Source organism: Stenotrophomonas sp. 62841_Sma (assembly GCF_056482945.1).
The window spans coordinates 3,178,932-3,198,559 of sequence record NZ_CM151224.1; the positions used below are offsets into that span (position 1 = coordinate 3,178,932).

The window sequence follows — 19,628 nt, forward strand, 5'->3', positions numbered from 1 at the left end:
ATCCGACTGAAATGAAAAATCCCGGCTCCGGCCGGGGTTTTTCTTTAAAAAGGGGACGGAGGGGATTAAGTCGTTTTTGCCTCAAAGGGGCGAAAGCGACTTAATCCCCTCCGTCCCCTTTTGCGTGGCGCTGGAACGCGGCGGGTGTGGTGCCGGTCATGCTGCGGAAGAAGGCGATGAACGGGCTCTCGGCGGAGAAGCCGGTGTCCTGCGCCACATGCGCGACGCGATGGCCGAGCAGCAGCAGCTCCATGGCCCGCATCAGGCGCCATTGCTGGCGCCAGGCCTGGTAGCTCATGCCGGTATCACGCTGCATTAGCCGGCCAACGGTACGCACGCTCAGGTCCGCACGCGCGGCCAATTCGCCCAGTTCGGGCGGCAACTGTTCGGCCAGCGGCAGACAACGTGCGATCCGCGGATCACGCGGCAGAGGCAGGTCCATCGGCGCCACCGGTGCAGCGACGATTTCCAGCACGCACAACGCCAGTTGATGGTGTGCGCGCGGCGACTGCCAGTCATGGTCGAACGGTGCCTGCGCGATCGGCTCCAGCAAGGCCTGCAGCAGCGGGCCCACGCCGATGATGGCCGGCTGGCGGGGCAGCTGGGCCGACAGGGTGGCATCGAAGTACAACGAACGGTAGTCGACCGCCTGGCGCATCTGCGCGCGATGGCGCAGCCCACCCGGAATCCACGCTGCGCGCGCGGGCGGCAGCAGGCTGATGCGATCACCGTAGGTCAGGCGCGTACAGCCCTGCCGGGTGTACAGCAGCTGCGCGCGCGCATGCTGGTGCCAACCCGAGTCGTGATCCGCCAATGAGGCCGCGATACCCAGCACCGGAGCGCCCCAGGCATCGGCGTCGAAGTGTGCATCCGGCTGCAACCAGGCCATGTCTTATTTCATGTATTCGATGACAGGATATACAGAGTGCGCCATTGCGGACGCGACCACAATGCGCGGCCCTGTTCCTGGAGCGCCCGCATGTCGCGCCGCCTGTTGCTGCTCACCATTGCACTGCTGATGTTTCCGCAGTTGGCACAGACCCTGTACAGCCCGGCCCTGGCCGATCTGGCCGAACGCTTCGCCCTGCCGCCGAGTGCCGCCAGCCAGGCCATGAGCCTGTACCTGTTCGGCTTCGCTGCAGGCGTGCTGCTGTGGGGGCGTCTGGCCGATCGTATCGGTCGTCGCCCTGCCCTTCTCTGTGGCCTCGGCGTTTTCGCAGCGGGCGCATTGGGCGGGCTGGTGGCTGGCAGCTTCGGCCACGTGCTGCTGGCCCAGGCGTTGGCCGCAGTCGGCGCCGCCGCCGCTTCGGTGGTGACCCAGACCGTGCTGCGCGACCATCTGCAGGGGCCAGCGTTGGCCCAGGCATTCTCCTGGATCGGCATGGCCCTGGCCCTGAGCCCGGCCATCGGTCTTGCACTGGGCACGCTGCTGGTCGCCGCCAATGGCTATCTCGGCGTACAGTCCGGCCTGCTGCTGATAGCTGTCCTGCTGGCAGTCGCATGCCTGGCTGGCCTGCGCGAAAGCCGCCCTGCACATATCCCGCACACGCCCATGCTGCCGCTGCTGCGGGAACTGCTGCACGATCGCTGGATCTGGTCACACGCGTTGCTGGTGATGGCCTTCAACGTGGCGATGTACAGCTGGTATGCACTCGGCCCCTTCCTGTTTGCGCGCCTGCACTGGCCAGCCACCTGGTTCGGCGCCAGCGGCGCGGTGCTGGCATTGGGCTCGGCACTGGGCGCGTGGGGCAATGGCCGCCTGCTGCGTGCAGGCGTTGCCGCAACCACGCGCATCCGCATCGCCGCAGGCCTGGTTCTGACGGGAGGCCTGCTGGCCGCGCTGCTGCATGATCACCCTGCCCTGGTCGCGGCGATGGTGCCGGTGGTGACTGGCTTCGGCCTTGCCATTCCCAATGTGCTCGGCCAGGCCCTGCGCGGCTATCCACACTGTCTCGGCAGCGCAGGCGCGCTGTTCGGCCTGCTTTACTACCTGTTGATCGGCGCGGCAATGGCGTTGGTCGGTGCAGTGCAGCTGCTGGCACCGACCCTCATCGTGTGTGGCCTGCTGGCCTTGTGGCTGCAGCGGGATCGGTCAGTCGACGGCGGAAGGCCTGGCTGCCGATCGTAACGATGAAGGACTCGCTCCTGCTGCCACGCGAGCAGCAGGGGCCCCGAGGTCCCTGCCCCGGGGCCTGGATCAGCGAACAGCGGGTTACTGCACGTTGATCACTTCGTCCATCGGCGCGAGGAAGTTGCCAGGACTGTTGCGCGACGCCGAGATCACATAGGTCCCGGGTGTTGCGATGGTCGCGGTGCAATGGCGGATGGGCGTGGTGTTGCCACCGTCGTAATTGTCATTGGTACGGCACAGGAACTGACCATTGGCATAGACCGAGAAATTACTCGTTCCATCCACCTGGCCGCCGCCTGTGATGTAGATTTCCGACGGCGAGCCAGCCACACGCGGCAGGGTGCCGATCTCGAATCTGGCCGTCACCGGATGCGGCAACAGGCTAGGACACGGCACAACGAGTCCGCTGTCAGACAGGCAGACCTCGGCGTGGGCGATGGCGGGCGTGGCGATGAGGGCCACGAGCAGCACGGACGTTCTGAACTCCATTCCAGCGTCTCCAATGATCCCAGCAGAATCGCTGGGACGTCCCTGTTAGGCATTGCGGGGTTACTGCAGGGTCAAGGAAACGTAAATGCACTGCGCGCCCACAGCGTCGGATAGCTGCAGGACCCGCTCTGGGCGGTGCGTTGCACCGCCTCCACTGCGGTTGGCCCCTATCCCTGCCCGATGACTTCATGTCGATGCAGGATGCTCACCGCCGCGCGGCACTTTTCCGGCGCGGATCGACGCTCACACCGCATGTTAGGAATTGCTGCAAACACAAGGCATTGTGCGCCACGCCCGGAATTCACATCAGGGCGCTGGCTATCGTGCGCGCTCTCTCACACCAGGCAGATGCCCATGATCACCATTACCGCCGAACAGGCCCGCGCCAACGCCGATGCCGCCAAGCGCCCGATCGAACAGTTCTACCGCGACCTCGACAACTCGATCCAGATCGGCTCGGAGAATGGCCGCCGCTATCTCGTGTTCGGCTTCAGCCAGGTGATGGCCAGCGAGCAGCTCGTCGAAGACGTGACCGCACAACTGCTCAAGAATGGTTTCGGTGTCGAACGGTTGTTGAGCGATTCCGAACAGCACTACATCCGCATCAGCTGGGGATCTGCCGAGCCGTCGCGCCTCAGCGCCGGCTGAGGGTGAACGCGGTGCCGTCCACGCCCAGGTCCCAGCCCTTGCCGGTACCGGACAGGGCCAGCGAGATATCACCCTTGGTCATCACCTGTGCGTTACTGGACTTCACCGCACCGGCATGCGCGCCGACCGAGGCGTAAGTACCCAGCAGTTCGTTGACGCTGACCGCGCCGGTGAAGCTGCCACGCCCGTTGGTGATCTTCGACTTGCCCACGGTCAGGCCGCCGCCCTTCATCTGGATGCGCACCGGCATGCTGGCGCCGTTGCTGCAGGTGACCGTGCCATTGCCGGAGGCGGTCTTGTAGATCAGCGACCAGCCGGAGAGGTTGTAGCGCAGCTCGCAGTCGAGGTTGCCGGCGGCGTGCGCGGCCGGGGCCAGCGATGCGGCGGACAGCGCCAGCAGCAGGGCGAAGGACGTGTTCATGGCAGGACTTCCAGTTCGGTCGGACTGGCGGCGAATCTAGCAGCGCGCGCGTGCACGTTGAATGCAGGCGCGCGCGCTGGTGCGGCGGCGTTCAGGCCGTCGCTCAGGCCTGCTCGTCCAGGTGGAAGGCATCGGCATCAAGCATCGCCGGAAAGCGCGCGCGGTGTGCGGCCAGCGCCTCGGCCGAGATGGTGGTGGTGACCACCTGTTCGCGCTCGCGGATTTCCACCTGCGGCTGGCCGAGGAAGTCGATCACCGCGCTGTCGCCGGCATAGTGCAGCTGGTTGCCATCGACGCCGACACGGTTCACCGCGGCAACGAAGCACAGATTCTCGATCGCACGTGCACGCAGCAGTGTCTTCCACGCATAGGCACGTGTCGACGGCCAGTTGGCGACGAATATCTGCAGGTCGAAATCCAGCTGCTGTGGACGTTCAACGTTGTAGCGGTTGCGGCAGAACACCGGGAAACGCAGGTCGTAGCAGACCTGCGGATTGATCCGCCAGCCCTTCCATTCCACGCTCAGGCGCCCGCGACCGGCCGCATAGCGCTCGTGCTCGCCGCCATAGCGGAACAAGTGGCGCTTGTCGTAGTACTGCAGCTCGCCGTCGGGCGTGGCGAACAGCAGCCGGTTGTAGACGCCTTCGCCATCACGCAGCTGCACGCTGCCGATCACCGCCGCGTCCAGCGCCTTGGCCTGTTCGCGCACCCAGGCCACGGTCGGGCCGTCCATGCCTTCGGCCTGGGCAATGGCTTCATTGGAAAAGCCACTGGTGAAGGTCTCCGGCAGGACCACCAGGTCGGTGTTGCCGGCCAGCGGTGCCAGCAGCGCGCCGTAGTGCTCACGGTTGCCCGCCGGGTCATGCCAGCGGGTGTCGCCCTGGACGAGGGAAATGCGCAGGTCCTGCATGTTCACGCCTCCGCTCAGAGCAGGCGCAGGCGTTCGATCGCCGCGTCCATCGTTGCTTCATTCTTGGCGAAGCACAGGCGCACCAGGCGCTGGCCGGCCGGCGGGTTCTCGTAGAACGGCGACAGCGGAATGGCAGTGACGCCCTTCTCGATGGTCAGCCACTTCACGAACTCATGGTCCGGCAGGTCGCTGATGGCCGAGTAGTCGACCAGCTGGAAGTAACCGCCCGGCACCGGCAGCGCCTTCAGCCGGGTGCTGGCCAGCTGCTCGCGGAAGCGGTCGCGCTTGGCCTGGTAGAACGCACCCAGCTCCAGGTGGTGTTCGGGCTCATCGCGGATCATCGCGGCGAAGCCGTACTGCGCCGGGCCGAAGCTGGTGAAGGTGTTGTACTGGTGCACCTTGCGGAACTCGGCGGTCAGCGCCGGCGGGGCGATCGCATAGCCGATCTTCCAGCCAGTGCAGTGGTAGGTCTTGCCGAAACTGGAGATGACGAACGCGCGCTCGCGCAGTTCCGGGTAGCGCAGCGCCGACTCGTGGCGGCGACCGTCGTAGATGATGTGTTCGTACACCTCATCGGAGATCAGGTAGATCTGCGTGCCGCGCAGCAGCTCGGCCAGCGCCTGCATGTCCTGCGCCGACAGCATCGCACCGGACGGATTGTGCGGGGTGTTGACAATCAGCATGCGGGTACGCGGGGTGATCGCCGCACGCACGCGGTCCCAGTCGACGGCGAAGGTCTGCGGATCCAGCGACACATGCACGGCCCTGGCGCCGGCCAGATCGATCGCCGGTTCATAGCAGTCATACGCCGGGTCGAGCACGATCACTTCCTCGCCCGCACGCACCACGGCATGGATGGCGTTGAAGATGGCCTCCGTGCCGCCGCTGGTGACGGTGATTTCGCTGTCCGCGTCGACCTGCGCGCCGTAGCAGTCCAGCGCCTTCTGCGCGATGGCCTGGCGCAGCGGCGCCACACCCGTCATCGGCGGGTACTGGTTCAGCCCGGCGGCCATCGCCCTGGCGGTTTCATCGATCAGGCGCTGCGGTGCGGAAAAGTCCGGGAACCCCTGACCGAGGTTGACTGCGCCGTGTTCGGCGGCGAGCTGGGACATCACGGTGAAGATCGTGGTACCGACCTTGGGCAGCTTGGTGGTGGGTTGCATCGGCCTGGGCTGTGGGGGAACAAGGGATCCGAGTTTACGCAATCCGCGCGACGGTAGTGCCGGCCGCTGGCCGGCAACCTCGGCCCACGCGACTGGCCCCCTGGGGAATTGCCGGCCAGCGGCCGGCACTACCACGGGCATTCACCGCTACAATTGCCGCCGCACTCCGGCATGAAGACCTTTGCCCCTTGAACACCCCTGCATTGCTGGCCGCCAGCGGCCTGAGCTTTTCCCGCAATGACGAGCCGGTGTTCGGCCCGCTGGACTTCCATGTGGACGCCGGCGAAGCCCTGCTGGTTCAGGGCGGCAATGGCGCCGGCAAGACCACCCTGCTGCGCGTGCTGGCGGGCCTGGCCCGGCCTGGTGCCGGGCAGGTGCAGATCGATGGCAGGCCGGCCGGCAATGCCGAGCGCGCGCGTTACGTCGCCTACCTCAGCCACCTGCCCGCATTGAAGCCCGATCTGGACACGCTGGAGAACCTGCATTTCCTGTGTGGCCTGCACGGCCGTCGCGCACGGCAGATGCCGGGCAACGCGCTGGCCATCGTCGGCTTGGCCGGTTATGAGGACACTCTCGTTCGGCATCTGTCCGCCGGGCAGAAGCGGCGGCTGGCACTGGCACGCATCTGGCTGTCACCGGCGCCGTTGTGGCTGCTCGACGAACCCTATGCCAACCTCGACCTGGAGGGCATCACCCTGGTCAACCGGATGATTTCCGCGCACCTCCGCGCCGGTGGCGCGGCGCTGGTCACCACCCACGGCGCCTATGCCGCACCGCCGGTGCGTACCCGCCAGCTCGACCTCGGCGGTACCGCATGATCGCGCCAGGCACCGAACCGGGCCTGTGGCAGACCGCAGCGGCCCTGCTCAAGCGCGACCTGCGCCTGCTCTGGCGCCGCCGCGGCGATGCGCTGCAGCCGCTGCTGTTCGCGGTACTGGTGGTGGTGCTGTTCGCGCTCGCCCAGGGCCGCGAACCGCAACTACTGGCCGCCACCGCCGGCGCGGTGCTGTGGCTGGCGGTACTGCTGGCCGGCCAGCTGTCGCTGGATTCGCTGTTCCGCTCCGATGCCGAAGACGGCTCGCTGGAGCAATGGCTGCTGGCGCCGGTGCCGCTGGCCTGGCTGGTGCTGGTGCGCGTGCTGCTGCACTGGGCCACCACTGCGCTGCCGCTGATCGTGGTCAGCCCGTTGCTGGCCGAAATGCTGCATCTGCCGCATGACCAGCTGCCGATGTTGCTGGCATCGTTGCTGCTGGGAACACCGTTGCTGAGCCTGATCGGTGGCGTGGTCGCTGCACTGACCGTAGGCATCCGGCGCTCTGGTATTCTCGTGGCGTTGCTGTCGTTGCCGCTGTACGTGCCGGTGCTGGTGTTCGGTGCAGGCAGCCTGGCAGCGGCGGGACGCGGACAGGATCCGGTCGGTGCGCTGCTGATGCTGGGCGCCGGCCTGCTGGTCGCGCTGGTGCTGGCGCCGTTGGCCACCGCCGCTGCAATACGTATTTCTCTGAGTTGACCGAGCTGAGAGCCAATCCACCCCTGCTGGATAGCCGCCACGCATGAATCCGATTGTCCGCTGGTTCCACCAACTCGGTTCGCCCCCCACGTTCGACCGATTCGCTGCCCGCTGGTCGCGGGTGTTCTACCTCGCGGCGGTGCCGGTGCTGCTGGTCGGCATGTGGCAGGCGCTGCTGGTGGTGCCGCCGGAAGCCAAGCAGCTGGACAGCTTCCGCATCCTCTACATCCACGTGCCCAGCGCCTGGATGAGCCTGTTCGTGTTCGCGCTGATGGCGCTGTATGCCGCCATCGCCCTGATCTGGCGGATCAAGGTCTGCGAGATCCTGGCCATGGCCTGCGCACCGATGGGTGCCGGTTTCACCCTGATCACCCTGCTCACTGGCAGCATCTGGGGCAAGGGCACCTGGGGCACCTGGTGGGACTGGGACCCGCGCATGACCAGCGAGCTGGTGCTGCTGTTCCTGTACCTGGGCGTGATCGGCCTGTACCACGCCATCGAGGACCGCCGCAGCGCTGCACGCGCGGCCGGCCTGCTGGCCATCGTCGGTGTCAGCCTGCTGCCGGTGATCCGCTATTCGGTGGACTGGTGGGGCGGCCTGCACCAGCGCCAGTCGATCAACGTGTTCGGTGAATCGGCGATCAGCAGCGCGATGATCGCGCCACTGTGGTGGATGGTGATCGGCACCAAGTTCTGGTTCGCTGGTTCGGTGCTGGCCAAGGCCCGCGCCGACAATCTCGACCGCGAGGCCGGCAAGGCCTGGGTCGGTGGTCGCGTCGATGCCGCACGTGCGGCCGGGGAGGCCCAATCATGACCCACCTGCCCTATGTGATCGGCGCCTACGCCGTGTTCGTGCTGGTACTCGGCGCCGATGCCATCGGTTCGTGGCTGCGCCTGCGCGTGGCACGCCGGTTGGCGCTGGCACGCCAGCAGCGGCAGCAGACCCGCGCCGTCAAACAGGACGCTGCGGCGCCGCTGTCGACGGAGCTGGAACGATGACGCCGGTACAACGTCGCCGCCTGGTCTGGGTGCTGCTGGCCCTGCTCGCCTCCGGGCTGGCCACCGCGCTGGTGGCGATGGCGCTGGAACGCAACATCGCCTACCTGTACACGCCTTCGGAAGTGCTGCGCGGCGATGTCGATGCGCAGTCGCGGTTCCGCCTCGGCGGCATGGTGGTGAAAGGCTCCTTCAACCGACCGGTCGGCTCGCTGGAGGCCCGCTTTGAAGTGACCGACGGCGACGCGCAACTGGCAGTGACCACCTCGCGGATCCTGCCGGACATGTTCGCCGAAGGCACGGCGGTGGTCGCCAGCGGCCGACTGCAGGACGGCACTTTCGTCGCCGACGAGGTGCTTGCGAAGCACGATGAGAAGTACGTGCCCAAGGAAGTGGCCGACAAGATGGGCGACGCCCATCGCAAGCATGACGTGCCGGTGACGGCACCCGAGGTGCGCTGAGTGCTGCCCGAACTGGGTCAGATCCTGTTGTTGTGCGCGTTGCTGGCCTCGCTGCTGCAGGCCGGCCTGCCGCTGGTCGGCGCGCATCGCGGCAACACGGCATGGATGGCGGTGGCACGGCCAGCCGCCTTCGCACAACTGCTGCTGCTCGCCGGCGCCTTCGCGGTGCTCACCGCTGCGTTCGTGCAGCAGGACTTCTCGGTGCGCTACGTGGCCGAGAACTCCAATTCGCTGCTGCCGATGATCTACCGCTACTCGGCGGTGTGGGGTGCGCACGAGGGATCACTGCTGATGTGGGCACTGGTGCTGGCGCTGTGGACCGGCGCGGTGGCGCTGTTCTCGCGGCACCTGCCGGCACCGGTGCAGGCGCGTGTACTGGCGGTGATGGGCATCGTCAGCGTCGGATTCCTCGCCTTCCTGATCTTCACCTCCAACCCGTTCCTGCGCCTGAATCCGGCCCCGCTGGAAGGCCGTGATCTCAACCCGCTGCTGCAGGACCCGGGCCTGATCATCCATCCGCCGATGCTCTACATCGGTTACGTGGGCTTTGCTGTGCCGTTCGCGTTCGCGGTGGCGGCACTGCTGGAAGGCCGCGTCGACGCGCGCTGGCTGCGCTGGACGCGGCCGTGGACCAACGTCGCCTGGGGCTTCCTGACCCTGGGCATCGCGCTGGGCAGCTGGTGGGCGTATTACGAGCTGGGCTGGGGCGGCTGGTGGTTCTGGGACCCGGTGGAAAATGCCAGCTTCATGCCGTGGCTGGTCGGTGCGGCACTGATCCATTCGCAGGCCGTCACTGAAAAGCGCGGCACCTTCGGCAGCTGGACCCTGCTGCTGGCGATCGCCGCCTTCGCACTGTCGCTGCTGGGCACCTTCCTGGTGCGCTCCGGCGTGCTGACCAGCGTGCATTCGTTCGCCGCCGATCCCTCGCGCGGCCTGTTCATCCTGGTGTTCCTGTCGGTGCTGGTCGGCGGCAGCCTGCTGCTTTACGCGTTGCGTGCCAGCCAGCTGAGCGTGGACGCCGACGATCCGCGCCGTGGCTTCACCGCCACCTCACGCGAGACCCTGCTGCTGGCCAACAACCTGCTGCTGGCCACCGCCTGCGCGATGGTGCTGCTCGGCACACTGTATCCGTTGCTGGCCGATGCACTGTCGCTGGGCAAGATCTCGGTCGGCCCGCCCTACTTCGGCAGCCTGTTCCTGCTGCTGATGGCACCGATGATCCTGCTGCTGCCGTTCGGCCCGCTGGTGAAGTGGCAACGCGACCAGCCCTCGCGCGCGTTCGCGCTGCTGGCACCCTGGCTGGGGCTGGCGGTGCTGCTGGGTGCGCTGGCCTGGTGGCAGGCGCCGCAGAACGGCTGGAAGGCCGGTCTCGGTGTGGCTGCCGCGGTCTGGGTCGGGTTCGGTACCGCACGTTTCGTCTGGCAGCGACTGCGCGGCAATGGCCGCTTCACCGCCGAAATGCTCGGCATGATCGTCGCCCATGCCGGCATCGCCGTGTTCCTGGCCGGTGCGCTGCTGGTGGAAGCCCTGAACGTACAGCGTGAAGTGGCGCTGGCACCGGGCCAACAGGTGGTGGTCGGCCGCCACGAGGTGCGCTTCGAGGGCGTGGACCATCGTGAAGGACCGAACTTCATCGCCGACCGCGGCCACCTGCGCGTGTTCCGCAACGGCCGCGAGCTGGCCCTGCTGCATCCGGAAAAGCGCCAGTACGCCAGCGGCGGCCAGGTGATGACCGAGGCCGGCATCGATGCACGCCTCGATGGTGATGTCTACGTGGCATTGGGCGAGCCGCTGGGCAACAATGCATGGGCGGTCCGGGTGCACATCAAGCCGTTCGTGCGCTGGATCTGGCTGGGCGCGCTGTTGATGGCCCTGGGCGGATTCATCACCGCCGCCGACCGCCGCTTCCGTCGTCCGTAGGAGTTTCCATGTCCGAGTCCCCCGCCCCGCGCCCCTCCCGCCCGCTGCCGCCGGTAGCCATCGTGATCGGCGTGCTGTTCTTCTTCGGCCTGCTCGGGCTGATGATCTACGGGGTGATGAAATCGGGTGACCCGCAGCGCGACGTGCTGCCATCTGCGCTGATCGACAAGCCGGCGCCGGCGTTCGCGCTGCCGGTGCTGCACGACCCGGAAATGATCGTGCACAGCGACGAACTGCGCGGCGCGCCTTACCTGTTGAACGTGTGGGGCAGCTGGTGCGCGGCCTGCCGCGAGGAACACCCGGTGCTGACCCGTTTCGCCGAGAGCAAGCGCGTGCGCGTGATCGGCTACAACTGGAAGGATGAACCGACCGATGCCCTGCATTGGCTGGAACAGCTGGGCAACCCGTTCATGGTCGTGCTCAGCGACGTGGAAGGCCGCACCGCGATCGACTGGGGCGTGACCGCCGCACCGGAGACCTTCCTGGTCGATGGCAGCGGCGTCGTGCGCTGGAAGTACAGCGGTGCGATGACCCAGCGCGTGGTCGACGAGAAGCTGATCCCGGCACTGGAGAAGATCGAGAAGGCCCAGGGCAATGCCGGCAGCACGCTGCACACGGCGCCCTGAGCCCATGCGCTGGCTGCTGGCATTGCTGCTTCTGATGCTGCCGCTGGCCGTGCTGGCACAGCAGCCGTTGCATGATCCGCAGCCACTGCAGTTCCGCGATGGCGCCGAAGAACGCCGCTTCCACGACCTGGCCGCGCAGCTGCGCTGCGTGCAGTGCCAGAACCAGTCGTTGGCCGACTCGAACGCGCAGATCGCGCAGGACCTGCGCCGCGAGGTGCTGCAGCTGATGCAGCAGGGCCGCGACGACGCACAGATCAAGCAGTTCCTGGTCGCGCGCTACGGTGAGTTCGTGCTCTATCAACCGCCTCTGCAGCCGGGCACCTGGCTGCTGTGGGGCGGTCCGCTGCTGGTGCTTGGCGCCGGCGCGCTGGTGGTACTGGGCATCGTCCGCCGCCGTGGCCGCACGGTTGCTGCCGCCCCCGCCAGCAAGACCGATGAAGGAGACGGATGGTGAGCCATTGGCTGGCGATGCTGGCTGGACTGGTGGCCGCACTGATGGCGGCGCTGGTGCTGTGGCCGCTGCGCCACCACGGTCGCCGCGGTTTCGTGGTGGGCGTGCTCGCGCTGGGCGTGGCCGGTGCCTGCCTGTATCTGCTGGTTGGTGATCCGCGTGCCGCACAGGTACAACCGACCCCGTCGGTAGCCACCCTGCGCGATGGCGTGCAGGCCCTGCAGGATGCACTGAAGCGAGACCCGCAGCGAGCCGATGGCTGGACGCTGCTGGGCCGGTCGCAGGCCGAACTGGGCAACGCCGCAGCCGCAGCGGATGCCTTCGCACGTGCTGCCGCTCTCGCCCCGGAAGACCCCGGCGTGCTGGTGGAAGCGGCGCAGGCACGTGCGCAGGCCGATGCCGGCAAGCAGTTCGATGACACCGCGATGGCCTGGTTGCAGCAGGCTCGTGCGCTGGCGCCCGATGCGGAGCGCGCCAGCTGGCTGCTGGGCATCGCCCTGCGCCAGCGCGGAAAGAATGCCGAGGCTGCCGACATCTGGAGCGGCCTGCTGCCACGGCTTGAGCCCGGCGCCGCGCAGGCGCTGCAGGCGCAGATCGCCATCGCCCGCGAAGCCGCCGGCCAGGCGCCCGCTGCGGCGCCACCGGCGCTGCTGCAGGTGCGCGTGCAACTGCCTGCGCTGAACAACGCCGAGTGGCCCGCCAGCACCCAGGTATTCGTGCTGGCCCGCGCCGTGGGTGGACCGCCGATGCCGGTGGCCGCACGCAAGCTGCCTCTGGCCGGTTTCCCGGCCACGGTCGGGCTGGGCGACGCAGACAGCCCGATGCCGACCGCACCGTTGTCCGCGCATCGCGAAGTGGAAGTGCTGGCACGCATCTCGCGCAGCGGCAGTGCCAACCGCGGCGAGGACGATCTGCAGAGCGTGCCGGTGAAGGTGAGCCTGCCGCATGAAGGCGTGGTGGAGCTGCGGTTCCCGTAGTGCCGGCCGCTGGCGGGCAACCACGTGGGTGCATCCAGATTCATGAGGTTGCCGGCCAGCGGCCGGCACCACCGGGTGCATCGCCGATGGAAACCAGCGTGTCGCCAGCTCCACATGCGGCCCCGCTAGAATGGCTGCATGACCGAATTCATCCCGCCCGGCACCCGCTTCCACGCCCTGCCCTCGCCGTTCCCGTTCAAGCGCGGTGGCGCCCTGCATGGCGCACGCGTGGCCTATGAAACCTGGGGAACGCTGGCCGCCGACGCCAGCAATGCGATCCTGATCGTGACCGGCCTGTCGCCGGATGCACACGCCGCGGCCAATGACGCCAACCCCGCACCGGGCTGGTGGGAAGGCATGGTCGGCCCCGGCAAGCCGATCGATACCGACCGCTGGTACGTGGTGTGCGTGAACTCGCTGGGCAGCTGCAAGGGTTCGACCGGCCCGGCATCGCTCAACCCGGCCACGGGCCAACCGTATCGCCTCGACTTCCCCGAGCTGTCGATCGAAGACGGCGCACGCGCCGCGATCGAAGTCGTGCGTGCACTGGGCATCGAACAGCTGGCCTGCGTGGTCGGCAATTCAATGGGCGGCATGACCGCACTCGCGGTACTGATGCTGCACCCGGGCATTGCGCGCAGCCACGTCAACATTTCCGGCAGTGCGCAGGCACTGCCGTTCTCGATCGCGATCCGTTCGCTGCAGCGCGAGGCGATCCGCCTTGATCCGCGCTGGAATGGCGGTCACTACGACGATGCCGAGTATCCCGAGTCCGGTATGCGCATGGCGCGCAAGCTGGGCGTGATCACCTACCGTTCGGCACTGGAATGGGATGGCCGCTTCGGCCGCGTGCGGCTGGATTCGGACCAGGCCGACGACGATCCGTTCGGCCTCGAATTCCAGGTGGAAAGCTATCTGGAAGGCCATGCACGGCGCTTCGTGCGCTTCTTCGATCCGAACTGCTATCTGTACCTGAGCCGTTCGATGGACTGGTTCGACCTGGCTGAGTATGCCGACGGCGACGTGCTGGCCGGGCTGGCGAAGATCCGGGTGGAGAAGGCGCTGGCGATCGGCGCCAACACCGACATCCTGTTCCCGGTGCAGCAGCAGCAACAGGTCGCCGACGGCCTGCGCGCCGGCGGTGCCGATGCGCGCTTCATCGGCCTGGAGTCGCCGCAGGGCCATGACGCCTTCCTCGTCGATTTCGAGCGTTTCGGCCCGGCCGTGCGCAGCTTCCTCGACGCGCTGTAAGTGGCATGGCGGCGTAACCTCGCGCTGGCCGCATTCGGTGCGTTGATCGCACTGACGGTCAGCGGCGTGCTGCCGCTGTGGCTGGGCGGTTGGTGCCTGCTCGCCAGCGCGGTGTCGTTCGGCCTGTACGGCCACGACAAGCGCGCGGCGCAGCGAAAGCAGTGGCGTATTCCCGAGCGCACACTGCAGTTGCTGGCCTTTGCCGGCGGTTGGCCTGGCGCGCTGCTGGGCCAGGCGCTGTTCCGCCACAAGCATCGCAAAGCCGAATTCCAGTGGGTGTTCTGGCTGTGCGTGCTGGCCAACGTGGCCTCGATCGCGGTGATGCTGCGCGAGTTCTCGCGGTAACCGTTCGAATGGGTAGTGCCGGCCGCTGGCCGGCAATTCCGTATCCATATCAAGCGCCATGAGGTTGCCGGCCAGCGGCCGGCACTACCATTCACGCTTCGCGCACCAGAACCCCATCACGCAACCGGTACTGCGCATCCACCACGCCGTCGGGCAGGTCGTCGTGGGTGATCATCAGCAGGCTGCGCCCGTCCAGCAACCCGGAGAGGTCCTGCAGCAACGCACGTGCGGTATCCACGTCCAGGCCTTCGGTCGGTTCGTCCAGCAGCAGGATCGGCGCATTGCGCAGCAGCGCGCGCGCCAGCGCCAGGCGTCGTGCCTGGCCGGCCGACATCGTCGCGCCGTTCTCGCCCACCCAGGTCTGCAGGCCACCGTTGCGCTCGGCCCACTCGCCCAGGCGCACGCGACGCAGTACCGCCCACAACGCTGCGTCACTGGCATCGGGATCACCCAGTCGCAGGTTCTCGGCCACGCTGCCGGCAAACACCGGCGCGTTCTGCGGCAGCCACGCCAGTTGCCGGTGCCAGTCGGCCTGGGCGAAATCACGCAGGTCGCGGCCCCCGTAGGTCAACCGTCCCTGTTGCGGATCCCATAGCCGCAGCAGCAGGCTCGACAGGGTGGTCTTGCCACTGCCGCTGTCGCCGCGAATCGCGATCCGCTCGCCCGGCGCCAGGGTCAGCTGCAGGCCGGACAACACCGGCCGCGCCGCACCGGGCCACTGGAAGTGCACGTCATCCCAATGCACGCGCGCGGCCTGCGGCACCGCCTGCGGCGCCTGCGGGTCCTCCACCGTCGGCGGTTGCTCGACGATGGCCTGCAGGCGATCGGCGGCGATGCGCCCGGACTGCAGCGACTGCCAGGCCAGGCCCATGCCGGCCCACAGTTCGATCAGTGCCACGGTGAGGAACACCAGACCCGCCGCCATTTCCGGCGCGATGCGCTGCTGTTCGGCCGCATGCAGGGCCAACGCCAGCATCGCCACCAGGCCCAGCCCGGCGACCAGGCCATGCAGGGTCGAGGCCGCGATCAGGCGCCAGCGCCGACGACGATCCCGCGAAGCCAGCTGTTTTGCCGCCACGCGCACCTTCAACTGCCACGCTGCATCGGCATGCAACGCGGCCAGATCACCCGCGCCCTCCAGTCCTTCGAAGGCTGCGGTACGCAGGGCAGCACGATGCGCGGCACGGTCGGCCTCCTCATCGTCGCGACCACGCACGCCCAGCCACGGCACACCGAAGGCGATCAGCAACGCCAGCACCGCCAGCAGTACCGCCGCAGACGGCAGGATCACCGCGGCCGAGGCGATCGCCACCAGTGACAGCGCACCCAGCGCCACCAGCGGCCCGATCGCACGCACCAGCAGGCCATCCACCTCATTGATGTCACCCAGCAGGCGTGCCAGCAGTTCGCCGGTACGCGTGGCCCCCAGCCGCGCCGGTGCCAGTGGCAGCGCGCGGCGGAAGAACCACACGCGCAGATCGCGGGCGATGCGCAGCGTGGCATCATGGCCGACCAGCTTCTCGAAGTAGCGCGACACGATGCGCGCCATGGTCAGGCCGCGGATGCCGGCCGACGGCGAAAAGAAGTTGAAGCCCTGCGCCAGCCCGGCCGCACCGGCCAGCGCAGCGGCGGTCAGGAAGCCACCGGACAGGCCCAGCAGGGCGGTACCGGCCAGCATCGTGATCCACAGCAACAGCACGGTCAGCAGCAGGCGCGGGCGATGGCGCAGGAACACCGCGCGCAGCGAATCAGGCGAACGGCTCATGCGCGCACCGCCTGTGCCGGCTCGACCAGGCGGCCTTCCGGCAACAGCAGGCAACGGTCAGCCCAGGCGATCACCGCAGGGCTGTGGGTGGCGACCACCACGCTGCGGCCGCGTGCATAGGCGGCCAGGCTGCGCAGCAGCGCGGCTTCGGTATCGGCATCGAGGAACGCAGTGGGTTCGTCCAGCAGCAGCACCTGCGGGTCGCGCAGCAGCAGGCGGGCCAGGCCGATGCGGCGTGCTTCACCACCGGACAGGCCGAAGCCGCGCTCGCCGATCACGGTATCCAGCCCCTGCGGCAGGCGCTGCGCGAACTGCAGCACCTGCGAGGCCTCGGCCACTGCGCGCAACCGCGCATCGCTGGCACCGGGATCGGCCAGCCGCAGGTTGTCGGCGATGCTGCCGTGGAACAGGTACGGCCGCTGGCTGGCGTACGCCACCTGCACGCCGGGCCGCAGCTGCAGCTTGCCGGCACGCGGCGGCAACCACCCCGCCAGCGCTTCCAGCAACGTGCTCTTGCCGGATCCGCTGGGGCCGACCAGGGCCAGGCGCTGGCCCGGTTCCAGCAGCACGTCCAGATCCTGCAGCACATCATGCGGCGCACCCAGCGGGCGCAGCACCAGCCCCTGCGCCTGCAGCGGCGGCAAGGCAGCCTCGGCCGGTTCCACCGCCAACGGTGCAACCTCGCTTTCGATCAAGCCCTGCTCCCCGGGCAGCGACTGCAGCAGGCGCTCTACTTCGGCGGCAGCGGCCAGCGCGTTGGCGCGGTCGTGGTAGTGCGCGGCCAGCCGCCGTAGCGGCGCGTAGAACTCCGGCGCCAGCAGCAGGCAGAACAGCCCGGCGCCCAGCGTCGGCACTGCTGCATGCAGCGTCATCAGGCCCAGATAACTCAGGCCCAGGTACAGCGCAACCATCGCCACGCTCACCGAGGCGAAGAATTCCAGCACCGTGGACGACAGGAAGGCGATGCGCAGCACCTTCATCGTACGCACGCGCACGCCTTCGGCGGCGGCCGCGATGCCGTCCAGTTCGACCTCGCCGCGGCCATACAGGCGCAGCAGGCCCAGACCCTTGATGCGGTCGGCGAAGTGGCCGCTCATCCGCGCCAGCTCGCCCAGCTGCGCACGGCCGGCGGCTTCAGCGCCCCAGCCCACCAGCATCATGAAGAACGGCACCAGCGGTGCGGTGAACAGCAGGATCAGCGCCACCACCCAATCCACCCAGGCCACTGCGGCCAGGATCAGCAGCGGCACCACCACCACTTCGGTGCGTACCGGCAGGAAGCCGCTGTAATAGCTCTCGATCGCATCACCGTGATGCAGCATCAGTTCGCCCAGCTCGCCGGTGCGGCGCTGGCGCAGCCACAGCGGCCCATGTCCAAGCAGGCGCGCGAACACACGCTCGCGCAGCGCCAACCGCGCGGCATCGGCCACATCACCGGCAGCCGCCTGGGTGGCGCTGCCCAGCAGCGTGCGCAGCACCAGGATCACCGCCAGCCCAGCGAGCTCCGGCAGGCCCGACGCCAGCGGTGCGCGTTCCACCAGCACCTGCTGCACCAGCCAGGCGATGGCAGCGGCCTGGCCGATCAGCAGCGCGCCGGACAGGCTGATGCACAGCGCCGCCAGCCGCTGGCGACCTCGAGCGGAGCGCGCAAGATCGGCCAGCCAGGCGGTGCGGGCACGCCGCTGGCGGGTCGTTTCGGCTTCCGGGGAAAGGCCGTCAGGGGTCGTTTCGGCAGCGCTCAAGGGGTCTTCACGGGTAACAGGGGAGACACGGCATTGTAGGCGCAGGCAACAGCCTCCCCCTGCGGCCGGCGGTCGCAGTCTTCATCGGGTTGGCATACGATCCTCCTGAATACCCATTCATACATTGATCTGGATCAAGGCTGTTTGAAGTAGTCGGTCACATCATTCACCCCGTAGACCACCCTTCCCGCCACCTGCAACGGCACTATCCAACGAGGTAGCCAGGCCATGATTGATCAGACAGTCGTAGAACTGTCGCGGCTGCAATTCGCTCTGACCGCGATGTACCACTTCCTATTCGTACCGCTCACGCTTGGCCTGTCCTTCATGGTGGCCATCATGGAGAGCGTGTACGTGATGACCCGCAAGCAGGTCTGGCGGCAGATGACCCTGTTCTGGGGCACCCTGTTCGGCATCAACTTCGCCATCGGCGTGGCCACCGGCCTGGTGATGGAGTTCCAGTTCGGCATGAACTGGTCGTACTACAGCCACTACGTGGGCGACATCTTCGGTGCGCCGCTGGCCATCGAAGGCCTGATGGCGTTCTTCCTGGAAGCGACCTTCATCGGCCTGTTCTTCTTCGGCTGGAAGCGCCTGAGCCCGGTCAAGCACCTCACTGTGACCTGGCTGATGGCGCTGGGCACCAACCTGTCGGCGGTGTGGATCCTGATCGCCAACGGCTGGATGCAGAACCCGACCGGTGCGGTGTTCAACCCGGAAACGATGCGCATGGAAGTGGTCGACTTCGCTGCGGTTCTGCTGAACCCGGTGGCCCAGGCCAAGTTCGTGCACACCGTCAGTGCCGGCTACGTGACCGGTGCGATCTTCGTGATGTCGATCAGCGCCCTGTACCTGCTGCGCAACAAGCATCGGGACATGGCCCGCCGTTCGTTCGCGGTGGCCGCAGCCTTCGGCCTGCTGTCCTCGCTGTCGGTGGTGGTGCTGGGTGACGAGAGTGGTTACGCCGCCAGCGAACACCAGAAGATGAAGCTGGCCGCGATCGAAGCAATGTGGGAAACCGAGCGTGCACCGGCCGACTTCACCGCCTTCGGCATTCCCAACCAGGACACCCACCAGAACGACTACGCGGTGAAGATCCCGTACCTGATGGGCCTGATCGCCACCCGTTCGCTGGACCAGCCGATCCCGGGCATCCTGGAACTGGTGGAGCGTGCCGAGCACCGCATCCGCGGCGGCCAGATCGCCTATGGCGCACTGGAACGCGTGAAGAAGAACCGGAACGACCTCGAAGCACGCGAGATGTTCGATCGCCACTGGCAGGATCTCGGCCACGGCCTGCTGCTGAAGCGCTACCGCGAAGACATCCTCAACGCGACGCCGGAGGAAATCTCCAAGGCCGCGATGGATACCGTCCCGCGCGTGGCCCCGCTGTTCTGGACCTTCCGCATCATGGCGGGCCTGGGCTTCTACCTGATCGCCTTCTTCGCACTGGCGTTCTACTTCTCGTGCCGCAACAACTTCCAGGACAAGCGCTGGTTCCTGAAGCTGGCCGTGTGGTCGCTGCCGGCACCGTGGATCGCGATCGAGTGCGGTTGGTTCGTCGCCGAGTACGGCCGCCAGCCGTGGGCGGTGGATGGTGTGCTGCCCACCTTCTACGCGGCATCGGGCCTGGCACTGCATGAAATCCTGACCACGCTGGCGGTGTTCACCAGCTTGTATACGGTGCTGCTGATCATCGAGATCAAGCTGATGCTGAAGGCGGTCCGCAAGGGTCCGGACGACATCCTGCCCTCGCTGCAGGCCGATATCCGCCCCGCTTCCCCCAATGCAGTCGCCCCCGGCCAGGCCTGAGGCAGGAGAA

At 67.5% G+C, this 19,628-nt stretch carries 21 protein-coding genes; 14 read left to right on the plus strand and 7 right to left on the minus strand.

Features of this window, described 5'->3' with window-relative positions; translation table 11 throughout:
• Positions 1-100 precede the first annotated feature (100 nt).
• Positions 101-889: an AraC family transcriptional regulator gene (locus ACZK5G_RS14910; RefSeq protein ID WP_071229736.1), complete on the minus strand. Its 789-nt coding sequence runs from the start codon at positions 887-889 to the stop codon at positions 101-103.
• Positions 890-979: 90 nt separating this feature from the next.
• Here ACZK5G_RS14910 and ACZK5G_RS14915 point away from each other — a divergent pair, with 90 nt between their 5' ends.
• Positions 980-2,128, plus strand: coding sequence for an MFS transporter (locus ACZK5G_RS14915; RefSeq protein ID WP_197615989.1), 1,149 nt, complete (start codon positions 980-982; stop codon positions 2,126-2,128).
• An 84-nt stretch (positions 2,129-2,212) separates the two neighbouring features.
• On the opposite strand, the gene ACZK5G_RS14920 is transcribed toward ACZK5G_RS14915, so the two are convergent.
• Positions 2,213-2,602 carry a hypothetical protein gene (locus tag ACZK5G_RS14920; RefSeq protein WP_230080608.1) on the minus strand — a complete coding sequence of 130 codons (390 nt, stop codon included), beginning with the start codon at positions 2,600-2,602 and terminating at the stop codon, positions 2,213-2,215.
• 372 nt (positions 2,603-2,974) lie between these two features.
• Between ACZK5G_RS14920 and ACZK5G_RS14925 the strand changes: the two genes are divergently transcribed.
• Positions 2,975-3,268, plus strand: a complete 294-nt coding sequence (locus ACZK5G_RS14925) for a hypothetical protein (RefSeq protein ID WP_032129780.1) — start codon at positions 2,975-2,977, stop codon at positions 3,266-3,268.
• Here the strand turns inward: ACZK5G_RS14925 and ACZK5G_RS14930 are convergent.
• The 3 genes from ACZK5G_RS14930 to ACZK5G_RS14940 all read right to left on the minus strand — a co-directional run bounded on the left by ACZK5G_RS14930 (position 3,255) and on the right by ACZK5G_RS14940 (position 5,762).
• Positions 3,255-3,689, minus strand: coding sequence for a hypothetical protein (locus ACZK5G_RS14930; RefSeq protein WP_032129781.1), 435 nt, complete (start codon positions 3,687-3,689; stop codon positions 3,255-3,257). The genes ACZK5G_RS14925 and ACZK5G_RS14930 overlap by 14 nt on opposite strands.
• Positions 3,690-3,792: 103 nt before the next feature.
• A complete protein-coding gene (locus ACZK5G_RS14935; protein WP_478463921.1) occupies positions 3,793-4,599 on the minus strand; it encodes an amidohydrolase in 807 nt (268 codons plus the stop codon).
• Positions 4,600-4,613: 14 nt separating this feature from the next.
• Positions 4,614-5,762, minus strand: coding sequence for a pyridoxal phosphate-dependent aminotransferase (locus tag ACZK5G_RS14940; protein WP_164135957.1), 1,149 nt, complete (start codon positions 5,760-5,762; stop codon positions 4,614-4,616).
• Between the two features lie 188 nt (positions 5,763-5,950).
• On the opposite strand from ACZK5G_RS14940, the gene ccmA reads away from it, so the two are divergent.
• From ccmA to ACZK5G_RS14995, 11 genes are all read left to right on the plus strand, one after another.
• The gene (gene ccmA / locus ACZK5G_RS14945) at positions 5,951-6,580 is read left to right on the plus strand and encodes a heme ABC exporter ATP-binding protein CcmA (RefSeq protein ID WP_032129784.1); all 630 of its coding nucleotides are present in this window, start codon (positions 5,951-5,953) and stop codon (positions 6,578-6,580) included.
• Positions 6,577-7,272 carry a heme exporter protein CcmB gene (gene ccmB, locus ACZK5G_RS14950; RefSeq protein WP_032129785.1) on the plus strand — a complete coding sequence of 232 codons (696 nt, stop codon included), beginning with the start codon at positions 6,577-6,579 and terminating at the stop codon, positions 7,270-7,272. Before ccmA ends, ccmB begins: the two co-directional genes overlap by 4 nt.
• Before the next feature lie 43 nt (positions 7,273-7,315).
• Positions 7,316-8,086 (plus strand): heme ABC transporter permease CcmC, encoded by a 771-nt coding sequence (gene ccmC, locus ACZK5G_RS14955; protein WP_049460760.1) that lies wholly within the window; start codon positions 7,316-7,318, stop codon positions 8,084-8,086.
• Entirely contained in the window at positions 8,083-8,271 is a 189-nt protein-coding gene (locus tag ACZK5G_RS14960) for a heme exporter protein CcmD (RefSeq protein ID WP_032129786.1), read from the plus strand. The genes ccmC and ACZK5G_RS14960 overlap by 4 nt, the downstream gene beginning before the upstream one ends.
• A complete protein-coding gene (gene ccmE / locus ACZK5G_RS14965; protein WP_014647764.1) occupies positions 8,268-8,729 on the plus strand; it encodes a cytochrome c maturation protein CcmE in 462 nt (153 codons plus the stop codon). Before ACZK5G_RS14960 ends, ccmE begins: the two co-directional genes overlap by 4 nt.
• Positions 8,730-10,649, plus strand: a complete 1,920-nt coding sequence (locus tag ACZK5G_RS14970; RefSeq protein WP_071229731.1) for a heme lyase CcmF/NrfE family subunit — start codon at positions 8,730-8,732, stop codon at positions 10,647-10,649.
• Between the two features lie 8 nt (positions 10,650-10,657).
• Positions 10,658-11,275, plus strand: a complete 618-nt coding sequence (locus ACZK5G_RS14975; RefSeq protein WP_134950781.1) for a DsbE family thiol:disulfide interchange protein — start codon at positions 10,658-10,660, stop codon at positions 11,273-11,275.
• 4 nt (positions 11,276-11,279) lie between these two features.
• Positions 11,280-11,729: a cytochrome c-type biogenesis protein gene (locus ACZK5G_RS14980; protein WP_032129419.1), complete on the plus strand. Its 450-nt coding sequence runs from the start codon at positions 11,280-11,282 to the stop codon at positions 11,727-11,729.
• Positions 11,723-12,703, plus strand: coding sequence for a tetratricopeptide repeat protein (locus tag ACZK5G_RS14985; protein ID WP_478463922.1), 981 nt, complete (start codon positions 11,723-11,725; stop codon positions 12,701-12,703). Before ACZK5G_RS14980 ends, ACZK5G_RS14985 begins: the two co-directional genes overlap by 7 nt.
• Positions 12,704-12,841: 138 nt before the next feature.
• Positions 12,842-13,954: a homoserine O-acetyltransferase MetX gene (gene metX / locus ACZK5G_RS14990; protein ID WP_478463924.1), complete on the plus strand. Its 1,113-nt coding sequence runs from the start codon at positions 12,842-12,844 to the stop codon at positions 13,952-13,954.
• Positions 13,955-14,299 carry a DUF1294 domain-containing protein gene (locus tag ACZK5G_RS14995; protein WP_071229728.1) on the plus strand — a complete coding sequence of 115 codons (345 nt, stop codon included), beginning with the start codon at positions 13,955-13,957 and terminating at the stop codon, positions 14,297-14,299. It begins immediately after the preceding gene.
• A gap of 91 nt (positions 14,300-14,390) precedes the next feature.
• Here the strand turns inward: ACZK5G_RS14995 and cydC are convergent, their stop codons facing one another.
• Complete coding sequence (cydC, locus tag ACZK5G_RS15000) at positions 14,391-16,064, minus strand: thiol reductant ABC exporter subunit CydC (protein ID WP_132810503.1); 1,674 nt, start codon at positions 16,062-16,064, stop codon at positions 14,391-14,393.
• Complete coding sequence (cydD, locus tag ACZK5G_RS15005) at positions 16,061-17,806, minus strand: thiol reductant ABC exporter subunit CydD (protein ID WP_478463925.1); 1,746 nt, start codon at positions 17,804-17,806, stop codon at positions 16,061-16,063. The genes cydC and cydD overlap by 4 nt, the downstream gene beginning before the upstream one ends.
• Before the next feature lie 228 nt (positions 17,807-18,034).
• Here cydD and ACZK5G_RS15010 point away from each other — a divergent pair, with 228 nt between their 5' ends.
• The gene (locus ACZK5G_RS15010) at positions 18,035-19,618 is read left to right on the plus strand and encodes a cytochrome ubiquinol oxidase subunit I (protein WP_032129413.1); all 1,584 of its coding nucleotides are present in this window, start codon (positions 18,035-18,037) and stop codon (positions 19,616-19,618) included.
• Positions 19,619-19,628: the final 10 nt, after the last annotated feature.

Excerpts from the sequence above, each read along its gene's own strand:
- ACZK5G_RS14925 (WP_032129780.1), top strand. The coding sequence starts at position 2,975 with ATGATCACCATTACCGCCGAACAGGCCCGCGCCAACGCCGATGCCGCC.
- ACZK5G_RS14915 (WP_197615989.1), top strand. The coding sequence starts at position 980 with ATGTCGCGCCGCCTGTTGCTGCTCACCATTGCACTGCTGATGTTTCCG.
- ACZK5G_RS15010 (WP_032129413.1), top strand. The coding sequence starts at position 18,035 with ATGATTGATCAGACAGTCGTAGAACTGTCGCGGCTGCAATTCGCTCTG.
- ccmB (WP_032129785.1), top strand. The coding sequence starts at position 6,577 with ATGATCGCGCCAGGCACCGAACCGGGCCTGTGGCAGACCGCAGCGGCC.
- ACZK5G_RS14910 (WP_071229736.1), bottom strand. The coding sequence starts at position 889 with ATGGCCTGGTTGCAGCCGGATGCACACTTCGACGCCGATGCCTGGGGC.
- ACZK5G_RS14980 (WP_032129419.1), top strand. The coding sequence starts at position 11,280 with ATGCGCTGGCTGCTGGCATTGCTGCTTCTGATGCTGCCGCTGGCCGTG.
- ccmE (WP_014647764.1), top strand. The coding sequence starts at position 8,268 with ATGACGCCGGTACAACGTCGCCGCCTGGTCTGGGTGCTGCTGGCCCTG.
- ACZK5G_RS14975 (WP_134950781.1), top strand. The coding sequence starts at position 10,658 with ATGTCCGAGTCCCCCGCCCCGCGCCCCTCCCGCCCGCTGCCGCCGGTA.
- ACZK5G_RS14960 (WP_032129786.1), top strand. The coding sequence starts at position 8,083 with ATGACCCACCTGCCCTATGTGATCGGCGCCTACGCCGTGTTCGTGCTG.
- ccmC (WP_049460760.1), top strand. The coding sequence starts at position 7,316 with ATGAATCCGATTGTCCGCTGGTTCCACCAACTCGGTTCGCCCCCCACG.
- ACZK5G_RS14935 (WP_478463921.1), bottom strand. The coding sequence starts at position 4,599 with ATGCAGGACCTGCGCATTTCCCTCGTCCAGGGCGACACCCGCTGGCAT.
- metX (WP_478463924.1), top strand. The coding sequence starts at position 12,842 with ATGACCGAATTCATCCCGCCCGGCACCCGCTTCCACGCCCTGCCCTCG.
- ACZK5G_RS14985 (WP_478463922.1), top strand. The coding sequence starts at position 11,723 with ATGGTGAGCCATTGGCTGGCGATGCTGGCTGGACTGGTGGCCGCACTG.
- cydC (WP_132810503.1), bottom strand. The coding sequence starts at position 16,064 with ATGAGCCGTTCGCCTGATTCGCTGCGCGCGGTGTTCCTGCGCCATCGC.
- ACZK5G_RS14940 (WP_164135957.1), bottom strand. The coding sequence starts at position 5,762 with ATGCAACCCACCACCAAGCTGCCCAAGGTCGGTACCACGATCTTCACC.
- ACZK5G_RS14930 (WP_032129781.1), bottom strand. The coding sequence starts at position 3,689 with ATGAACACGTCCTTCGCCCTGCTGCTGGCGCTGTCCGCCGCATCGCTG.